Source organism: Actinomycetospora sp. (assembly GCF_036497585.1).
Lineage (GTDB): Bacteria > Actinomycetota > Actinomycetes > Mycobacteriales > Pseudonocardiaceae > Actinomycetospora.
Map to the genome: position 1 here is coordinate 1 of NZ_DASXJD010000203.1, position 7231 is coordinate 7231.

Annotated in this window: 16 protein-coding genes; 4 read left to right on the top strand and 12 right to left on the bottom strand. The window is 71.8% G+C overall.

Annotation, left to right across the window (positions count from 1 at the left end; translation table 11 throughout):
* Positions 1-119 precede the first annotated feature (119 nt).
* The 5 genes from VGH76_RS19680 to VGH76_RS28055 all read right to left on the bottom strand — a co-directional run bounded on the left by VGH76_RS19680 (position 120) and on the right by VGH76_RS28055 (position 2959).
* Positions 120-962 (bottom strand): hypothetical protein, encoded by an 843-nt coding sequence (locus tag VGH76_RS19680; protein ID WP_331558414.1) that lies wholly within the window; start codon positions 960-962, stop codon positions 120-122.
* Positions 959-1864, bottom strand: coding sequence for a hypothetical protein (locus tag VGH76_RS19685; protein WP_331558415.1), 906 nt, complete (start codon positions 1862-1864; stop codon positions 959-961). Before VGH76_RS19685 ends, VGH76_RS19680 begins: the two co-directional genes overlap by 4 nt.
* Entirely contained in the window at positions 1861-2493 is a 633-nt protein-coding gene (locus VGH76_RS19690) for a ParB/RepB/Spo0J family partition protein (RefSeq protein ID WP_331558416.1), read from the bottom strand. Before VGH76_RS19690 ends, VGH76_RS19685 begins: the two co-directional genes overlap by 4 nt.
* Before the next feature lie 22 nt (positions 2494-2515).
* Positions 2516-2710, bottom strand: coding sequence for a hypothetical protein (locus VGH76_RS19695; RefSeq protein WP_331558417.1), 195 nt, complete (start codon positions 2708-2710; stop codon positions 2516-2518).
* A gap of 75 nt (positions 2711-2785) precedes the next feature.
* Positions 2786-2959 carry a PQQ-binding-like beta-propeller repeat protein gene (locus VGH76_RS28055; protein WP_414637765.1) on the bottom strand — a complete coding sequence of 58 codons (174 nt, stop codon included), beginning with the start codon at positions 2957-2959 and terminating at the stop codon, positions 2786-2788.
* Here VGH76_RS28055 and VGH76_RS19700 point away from each other — a divergent pair.
* From VGH76_RS19700 to VGH76_RS19715, 4 genes are read left to right on the top strand one after another with little or no spacing between them, the layout of a single operon-like run.
* Positions 2881-3483 carry a recombinase family protein gene (locus tag VGH76_RS19700; RefSeq protein ID WP_331558418.1) on the top strand — a complete coding sequence of 201 codons (603 nt, stop codon included), beginning with the start codon at positions 2881-2883 and terminating at the stop codon, positions 3481-3483. The two genes, VGH76_RS28055 and VGH76_RS19700, sit on opposite strands and share 79 nt — an antisense overlap.
* 29 nt (positions 3484-3512) lie before the next feature.
* Complete coding sequence (locus VGH76_RS19705; RefSeq protein ID WP_331558419.1) at positions 3513-4073, top strand: hypothetical protein; 561 nt, start codon at positions 3513-3515, stop codon at positions 4071-4073.
* Positions 4070-4213, top strand: a complete 144-nt coding sequence (locus VGH76_RS19710) for a hypothetical protein (protein ID WP_331558420.1) — start codon at positions 4070-4072, stop codon at positions 4211-4213. Before VGH76_RS19705 ends, VGH76_RS19710 begins: the two co-directional genes overlap by 4 nt.
* Positions 4214-4264: 51 nt before the next feature.
* Entirely contained in the window at positions 4265-4465 is a 201-nt protein-coding gene (locus VGH76_RS19715) for a hypothetical protein (RefSeq protein WP_331558421.1), read from the top strand.
* Between the two features lie 163 nt (positions 4466-4628).
* Here the strand turns inward: VGH76_RS19715 and VGH76_RS19720 are convergent, their stop codons facing one another.
* From VGH76_RS19720 to VGH76_RS19750, 7 genes are all read right to left on the bottom strand, one after another.
* On the bottom strand, positions 4629-4808 hold the full coding sequence (locus VGH76_RS19720; protein WP_331558422.1) for a zinc finger domain-containing protein: 180 nt from the start codon (positions 4806-4808) through the stop codon (positions 4629-4631).
* 31 nt (positions 4809-4839) lie between these two features.
* Complete coding sequence (locus VGH76_RS19725; RefSeq protein WP_331558423.1) at positions 4840-5319, bottom strand: hypothetical protein; 480 nt, start codon at positions 5317-5319, stop codon at positions 4840-4842.
* Positions 5320-5507: 188 nt separating this feature from the next.
* Positions 5508-5699, bottom strand: coding sequence for a hypothetical protein (locus VGH76_RS19730; protein ID WP_331558424.1), 192 nt, complete (start codon positions 5697-5699; stop codon positions 5508-5510).
* On the bottom strand, positions 5696-6478 hold the full coding sequence (locus VGH76_RS19735; RefSeq protein WP_331558425.1) for a hypothetical protein: 783 nt from the start codon (positions 6476-6478) through the stop codon (positions 5696-5698). Before VGH76_RS19735 ends, VGH76_RS19730 begins: the two co-directional genes overlap by 4 nt.
* Positions 6475-6630, bottom strand: a complete 156-nt coding sequence (locus VGH76_RS19740) for a hypothetical protein (protein WP_331558426.1) — start codon at positions 6628-6630, stop codon at positions 6475-6477. Before VGH76_RS19740 ends, VGH76_RS19735 begins: the two co-directional genes overlap by 4 nt.
* Positions 6631-6710: 80 nt before the next feature.
* The gene (locus tag VGH76_RS19745) at positions 6711-7007 is read right to left on the bottom strand and encodes a DUF7701 domain-containing protein (RefSeq protein ID WP_331558427.1); all 297 of its coding nucleotides are present in this window, start codon (positions 7005-7007) and stop codon (positions 6711-6713) included.
* Positions 7004-7231 (bottom strand): hypothetical protein (locus VGH76_RS19750; protein ID WP_331558428.1); only part of this gene is annotated, 228 nt, incomplete at its 5' end. The genes VGH76_RS19750 and VGH76_RS19745, both read right to left, overlap by 4 nt.

Below are 7231 nucleotides of genomic sequence, written 5' to 3' on the forward strand. Positions count from 1 at the left end.
GGGCGATGTCGGGGTAGGACACCCCGGCGCGGCGCATCGCGAGGGCCTTCTGGTGCTTCTCGCGGGTCGCGATAGACCGCGGCGAGGTCGGCGAGTTCGCCCCGGAGGGGCGGCCGGGCTTAGCGCCCACTAGTCACCCCCACGCGGCGGGTCCCCGGCGGGGGGACGGTGGTCGGGTGGGAGGCGGCGCGGGGCTTCACGGCGAGCTTGATCTCGGGGTAGCCGGAGCGGCGCTTCTCGTTGCGCCGGACCAGGCCGGGCCAGTCCGCGAGCAGCGCCTGCACTGAGGCTTCCTCGACGTCGGGGGTGCGCAGCTCGGAGCAGCCCCCGGCGGTGTAGTGGTCGGCGTCGGGGGCGATCCCGTCGGCGCGGACGACCCCGCCGTCCCACCACCACGCCCGGAGGCACAGCTCGTAGTCCTCTTTCGTCGCGGCCCGCCCGTCGTGGACGGGATGCCCGGGGCGGGTGTAGGTCCCGAGGACGGTCCCGATGCAGAACCGGAGGCCGGTCGTGATCCGGCCGGGGGTCATGTAGAAGGCGTTGCTGGTGGGGGACAGCCCCCACACCCACAAATCTCGAGCCGCCGTCTCGTAGAACATCGACCGGAACACGGCGTCGATGTCGGTGACGGGGGCGGTGCGTTTCGCGTCGAGGGCCTTGACGAGCCCGGACAGGTCGTCGTCGACCTGCACCAGGGGGCACCCGACGGGGTAGGCGTTGAGGATGGCGGCGCGTTGGGCGGTGATCCCGACGGCGCCGGTGACCTCGACGTCGACGTCGTAGGGCAGCAGCGCCCGGTAGTCCTCAAGGTCGGGGTCGTCGGCGTGGAGGAACACGGTGATCCGCTCGGGGACGACGCCCCCGCCGATCAGCGTCGGCAGCGTCTTCGTCGTGAGGACCGCGGGCCGCCGGTAGGAGGGGATCGCGACCTGGTACTCGGAGGGACGGCCCCGGCGGATCACGGCGCACTCTTCTTCGGGATGCCGTGGCCGACGACGGGCTGCGAGTTCGGGTCGGAGCGTTTGAAGCCGCGGTCACCGCGAGCCAGCCGGGCAGCCATGTCCCGTTCCCGCTTCGAGCGGGTGGCCTGGCCGTGGGCGGTCTCGACGGCCGCCGTGAAGCAGTCCTTCATCCCCGACAGCGCGTAATACACCACCGAGATCCGGTAGCCGCCGTCGGTGGTCGTCCGCATCGGCGTCACCCCGTGGACCAGGTCGTAGCCGGGGAAGAACAGGGCCCACCCGTCGCGGCACTCGACGACCGCCCCGTACTCGGGGATGTGCAGGTAGCCCCCGGCGACGCCGCGGCGCACCACCGGCATCGCCGACCACACGGGCAGGTTGAAGCCGTCCCGGTGATAGGGGAGCTCGGAGGTGCGGTTGACGACCCCGGAGGTCCAGGGTTCCGCCTCCCCGAGACGCCACTCCGGGAGGACGCGCTGCGCCTGGGTCTCGCCGTCGGCGGCGACCTCCGGGAGTTCCGCGCGCAACGTCTCTCCGAGTCGCGCCGACCAGTCGACGAGGACGCGGTGGGTGTCGGGGGCTTCGCGGGCGAGCGCGGTCCGGTTGCAGGATTCGCGGCGGGTCGCGACCTTCCGCGGGCTATAGCCGAACACGCGGGACGCGTTCCGCTTCCCGGAGGTGGCGCGGAACGTCTCCTGCCACGGGGTCGCCAGGACCGCCCGGCGTAGCCCGGCGACCCCGTCCACCGGTAGGTAGGCGTAGACGGGGTCGCCGGTCGCGGCGTCGCGGGCGATGGTGGCGGTGGTGACGGTGACGGGTTGCGGCTCCACTCGGAACCCGACCAGCGTCGACGCTTCCGCCCGAGACAACACCCGCGGCGCGGCTATCACCTCCGCGGTCATGGGTTCGCGGTGGCTTGCTGGACGAGGCGCTGGACGACGGCGGCGTTCGAGTCGCACTGGTAGCGCTCGGCGAGGTCGGCGAGCGCCCCCACCATCACCTCGAAGTCGGGGATCGGATAGGCGAGGATGATCATGCGGGTTTCGGTGTCGGCGTAGGCGGCGCCGTCCTCGTCGAGGGTGTGGGTTTGGCGCATGCCGGCGGCACCGTCGTCGGTGGTGTCGGCGGCGATCTCTTCGAGCCCCGCCATCAGGTCGTCGACGTCGGCGGGGGTGTAGCCGGTGCCGTCGAGGTCGGGGAGGGCGCTCAGCAGCTCGGCGAGGAGTCGGTCTTCGTATCCGGCGGCGTCGGCGGTCCGGTTCGCGGACAACAGAATCCGGGTGGCGCGGGCGTCGTCGACGTCGACGTAGGTCACGTCGATCTCCCGCCACGCCAGGGACCGGGCGGCGAGCAGGGTGTGGTTCCCGGACAGGACGTAGCCGGTGGAGCGCTGCACGATGAGCGGCGAGTACTGGGCGTTCTCGGTGAGGGACTCGGCGATCATCGGGATGTCGCCGCGGCGGGCGTTGCGGGGGTGGGTGTCGAGGGTGTCGGTGTTGACGCGCTCGATCGTCGTCAGCAGCGAGTCCATCCCGTCCCCCTCCTCTCCGGGGTCAGGGGGCGGCGTGCCGTGGGGGTGGGGTGGCGGCGGCGGTGGCGGTGGTGCGGCGGGCGGCGGCGGCGAGGTCGAGGCCCTCGACGTAGGCGGCGAGGACGTGGAGGCGGGCGGCTTGGAAGGGGAGGGCGGCGTGGAGGGAGTCGGCGATCAGCCGCATCTCGTCGGCGGTCGTCATCTCGGCGGGCGGCATCGGGACACCCCCAGTCCGTCGGCTAGATCGGGGGCTAGCGGCGTCGTGTGTCCGCAGACGCTCGTTCGCGGACGCTCACGGCGGGGGGTTATCGGCCCAGCTCAGGGCTGTAACGCAACCCGTGTCCGCGCCAACGTAAAGCGTCCGCCCGTTCGCGATATACTTAGCGGGTGAAGATCGGCTATGCGCGGGTGTCGACCAGCGAGCAGCACCCCGAGTTCCAGCACGACACGCTGATCGAGGCCGGATGTGACCGGGTGTTCGTCGACCGGCTCTCCGGGAAACTCACCAGCCGGCCAGAGCTAGACAACGCACTGCTGATGGCGCGGGCCGGGGACCAGCTCGTCGTGACCCGTCTCGACCGGCTCGGCCGGTCGTTGGCCCATCTGATTGCGCTGTCGGAGCAGCTCCGCGGCGACGGGATTGATCTCGTCGTCCTCCAACAGGGCATCGACACGTCGACAGCGATCGGGCGGATGTTCTTCCAGATGCTGGGGGCGATCGCCGAGTTCGAGGCGGCACTGCTATCGGAGCGCACCAAGGACGGTCTCGCCGCCGCGCGGGCCCGCGGCCGCACCGGCGGGCAGAAACCCAAGCTCGGGCGCCGGCAGGCCCACCTAGCCCGCCTCATGTACGACGAGGTCGACCTGGCTGGGCGGCGGCTCCACACCGTCCAGCACATCGCCGACGAGTTCGGCGTGACCCGCCCGACGATCTACCGCTACCTCGCGGCGACCCCCGCGAGAGACGCCGCCAAGAAGGAGACCCCATGACCCCATTTGAAGATCGCCTAGAGACCCTGGTGCGGAACGTCGAGGCCGCCGACCATGCGTCCGGCTGGGACCAGTCCCCGGCCCGGCTGCTCCGGGTCATCGACGGCCCGCTCGGGCTCACCTACGACGCGATGCCACTACACAAGCTCGACGAGTCCCCGCGGCGCGCCGTCGAGATGATCGCCGACATGTACGAGCACCAGGGCGGCGAGGCCGTCCGCCGAAGCCAAGCCAAGCTCGGGCTCGCGGACGCCGTCGCCCACATCTTCATCACCGAGATGTACATGCGGAACAACGACACCGACGAGGGCGCCTGGGGGTCGGCGGGGTGGACCGAGGAGAAGATGATCGAGGAACTAGAGCGGCGCTACGGGACGTCGCGCTTCGTGGACATCCCCGGGTCGATCGAGGGCCGGATGGCGGTGGGGGTGTACGGGGACGAGCAGTCGATGTGGGTGGTTCGGCGGCGCCACGAGCAGCCCCAGTTCTGGCCGCTCTGGCCGCCCGACATCGACCTCCAGGCGCGCGGCGCCGTCACCGACGCCCTCCACCGCATCCAAGCCGCCCACGCCGCGACGGCCTCGTCGTGAGCGGCGACGAGGGGCAGCCGGCACCGACCGAGGCGTTGCCGGTGAGCGACACCGCGGGCGAGCCGTACTTCCAGGACGGCCACTGGCGGCAGGACATCAAGACGGACCTGGGGTTCTGGATCTCGGCGGTAGTTGACTAGCCGAGGACGCTGACCCTTCTAAACCCACGCCGCCCCCAGGAGGACCCCGAGATGGATCAGATTCGGGTGACGCTGCACCGCTGGCGCCTGGACCTACCGGACGTCGAAGTCGTCGTCGACCGGGTCGGGGGGGTGGCTCCGGAGGAGATCGTCCACCAGGGGGCGACCTACCGTGTGATCCACGGCGACCCGCACTACCCGACGTACTCGCTGGAGCAGCTCCCCGAACAGACGAAACCCCGCCGCGCCTGAGCTGGGGGGCAACTCGACAGCGGCGGGGTTCCGGTTCCCCTGGGCGACCGGGCTCCCGATGGGGGGCATCGGAGCACAGCTCACGCCCTGGTGCGCCCGGTATAGCGGCCGTGGGCGGGGCCTGTCAATCCGTCGCCGCGGGCCCGACCATGACCAGGGATCGCTACTCGGGGGGGACGAAGCCGCGGAGCCGCCCCGACCCCTCACAATCCGGGCACACCCGCGACACCGTGTCGGTGACGCGGCTGATCGAGGCGTGCCGGGTCCGGACCTGGCCGTCGCCGGTGCAGGTGTGGCAGATCGTCGCCGGGACCCGCGGCGGCACGGTCGGGCTGTCGCTCATCCGATGACCCTCCCCGGGTCGGGGGCCGCGGTCACGACAGCGACTCCCCGTCCCACGCCGCCGCCATGATCTTCACGAAGGTGAGGATCCCGTCGCACACCGCCTTCGGGCCGCCGCGGCGCCCGATCGTCCGCAGGTGCGCAGCGACCCCGTCGACGTCGACGTTGGCCCCGGCGGCGAGCGCCCACAACGTGACCCGCTCGTCCGGGTCGAGGTCTTCGGGGTGGGCGCGGAGACCGGTCCGGACGTCCCCGATCTCCAGCATCGCCGGGCCGTCCATCGGCGCCGGATCGTCCGGGTCGGCGCACGCCTTCCGGGCGGCCCGCCCCGCGAGCATCGCCGCCACCGAGAACATCGCGTACAGGTGCCGCATGTGGGTCTGGTCGTCGGTCTCGGGTCCGGCGAGGACGTCGACGACGGTGTCGGTGTCGCCGGTGCGGTAGGCCTCGACGGCGGTGAAGAAGTCCGCGGAGTAGCGGATCGCGTCGTCCTGGGTTGGGTACTGGTCCATGGGGGGTCCTCGGGGTGCTTGGCGGCGGTACCTGCCCCCGCTAGTCTAGTCGCCTCGCCAGACGCGGGGTGGGGGTGCCGGGCACGTCCCCGCAGTCACCAGGGACGTGCCCGGCCCGGTCGGAGTACCGCTCCCCAGCGTGCTCGACGACCAGCCCCGTCCGCCGGGGTGACGTGCCCCGCGGACGACTAGGTGGAGATCCTACGTCGTGACGGGATCTCCGCAAGGATCACGCTGGCCTGCTCCATGTTGTGGAGCGCTTCCCCCGACCCCAGGTAGCCGACCACCGGGACCCGGCGGCGGATCGTCTCCGTGCTGCGGCCCAGCCACACCGCGAGGGCCTCCCGGTCGCACAGCCAGCCGATGTCCGTCTGCTTCACGTACACGAGCCCCCCGCGTCGTCGTTGGCGAGCTTGAGGTTGAGGAGCTCCAGACCGGAGTAGACGTGGGAGGGCTCGGCGGCGCAGTGGAGCCGGATCGGGGCCCGGTGGTCGATCTCCGTCTGCCCGCGGGGCAGAAAGATCGGTTCCCCGCAGGTCCGCTGCCTGTCACCCCCCCTGTCATCCCCCACCGGGACCAGCCGGATACACCACGCCGCCGGGCGCGGATTCGGATCCCCCGTCAAGCTGCGCAGCTGGTTCCGCTGCGCCCGGAGATCAACGGCGAGCGCCGGACCCTCATCGGGCCACCGGGAGATGTAGTCGGACTGGGCCGTGAGCCACGAGCACAGCCCCTCAATGTCGGGTGGGGGGGCATAGGCGAACCCCCGGGATTCGACGATCAGCTCGGCCCAGCTGGACAGGGTGAAGTGGACACCGCGGATCGGCCGGTCGTCCTCGTGGCTCGGCTGCCCGTCGTCGACGCCGTCGCGGTCCCGCCCGAACCATTCGTCGACGACCGGGTAGGGCTTCGACCGGGGGTCGGTCGCGACCCAGATGTCGACGCGCCCGGGTGGCCGAGACCGGAATCCGGGCGGCCCGCGGGAGTCCAGGGCCGCCACCATCGGGCGGGCGTCGAGGCGGACCGCGAGCCGGGCGATCTCGGTGAGGTCGGTGGCGAGGTGATCGACGCAGTGGGGGCACATGTAGGCGGGGCCGGTCAGCTCCCGGAACCGGCACACCGGGCACCGTGGGATCGGGTCGTCGTCGGGCCCGGTCACCGGCGGGCCGGGCGCCGGTCGTGGTTCGCGAGGTGGGTCAGGCCGACCGCGAGGGCGGTCGGCTGGTCGGGGACGTGGTGATGGGTGCCGTCACACGAGCACCACCACGACCAGCGGCGCCCCGACATCGCCATGTCGACACCGTCGAACATGCTGGTCGGGTGGCGACGCCGCACCGCGACCCGATAGACCGGGACCGGAGCACCCCCCAGCAGGCGGGCGAGACGCCGGTTCACGCGGTCGCCGAGAGCCGTGTCGCTGCCGCGCGGATCGCGTCGCGGTACGGAACGTCGAGCAGCTGCACATCCACCGCGAGGTCGGAGAACGGGATCAGCGACCGATGCTCTGGGCGTTCGGCAGCGGTCCACACGGCCCATGCGTCGTGGACGTCTTCGAGGGTGCAGTCGGCACCCCGGGTCAGGACCAGCAGCGCGTAGAGCTTGGTCAGCTCCGGGGGGCACCCGTTCCCGGCGTGCGAGGCCGAGAGTTGGGCGTTCAGCTCGTGGGTGGCGTCGTCGATGTAGGTCATGCGGCCTCCTGGGGACGGGCGTCGAGCCAGTCGAAGGCGTAGGCGCGGGGCCGGTTGCCGCGGTTGCGGTCGACCCCGACGCACCCCACATGGCGCCCGCCCAGTAGCCGGCAGGGCCACCGGTCGGGGTGACGGTGGGGTAGGTGTCGTCGAGCCACCCGGCGGCGCACGCCGAGGAGCAGAAGTCGGGGGACGGGGCCGCCCGGTCGATACGGACGGAACAT

What these genes read in the sequence shown, in the direction of transcription:
- VGH76_RS19685 (WP_331558415.1), bottom strand. Translation starts at nt 1,864, where the DNA reads ATGACCGCGGAGGTGATAGCCGCGCCGCGGGTGTTGTCTCGGGCGGAA.
- VGH76_RS19690 (WP_331558416.1), bottom strand. Translation starts at nt 2,493, where the DNA reads ATGGACTCGCTGCTGACGACGATCGAGCGCGTCAACACCGACACCCTC.
- VGH76_RS19695 (WP_331558417.1), bottom strand. Translation starts at nt 2,710, where the DNA reads ATGCCGCCCGCCGAGATGACGACCGCCGACGAGATGCGGCTGATCGCC.
- VGH76_RS19715 (WP_331558421.1), top strand. Translation starts at nt 4,265, where the DNA reads ATGGATCAGATTCGGGTGACGCTGCACCGCTGGCGCCTGGACCTACCG.
- VGH76_RS19720 (WP_331558422.1), bottom strand. Translation starts at nt 4,808, where the DNA reads ATGAGCGACAGCCCGACCGTGCCGCCGCGGGTCCCGGCGACGATCTGC.
- VGH76_RS19725 (WP_331558423.1), bottom strand. Translation starts at nt 5,319, where the DNA reads ATGGACCAGTACCCAACCCAGGACGACGCGATCCGCTACTCCGCGGAC.
- VGH76_RS19740 (WP_331558426.1), bottom strand. Translation starts at nt 6,630, where the DNA reads ATGTTCGACGGTGTCGACATGGCGATGTCGGGGCGCCGCTGGTCGTGG.
- VGH76_RS19745 (WP_331558427.1), bottom strand. Translation starts at nt 7,007, where the DNA reads ATGACCTACATCGACGACGCCACCCACGAGCTGAACGCCCAACTCTCG.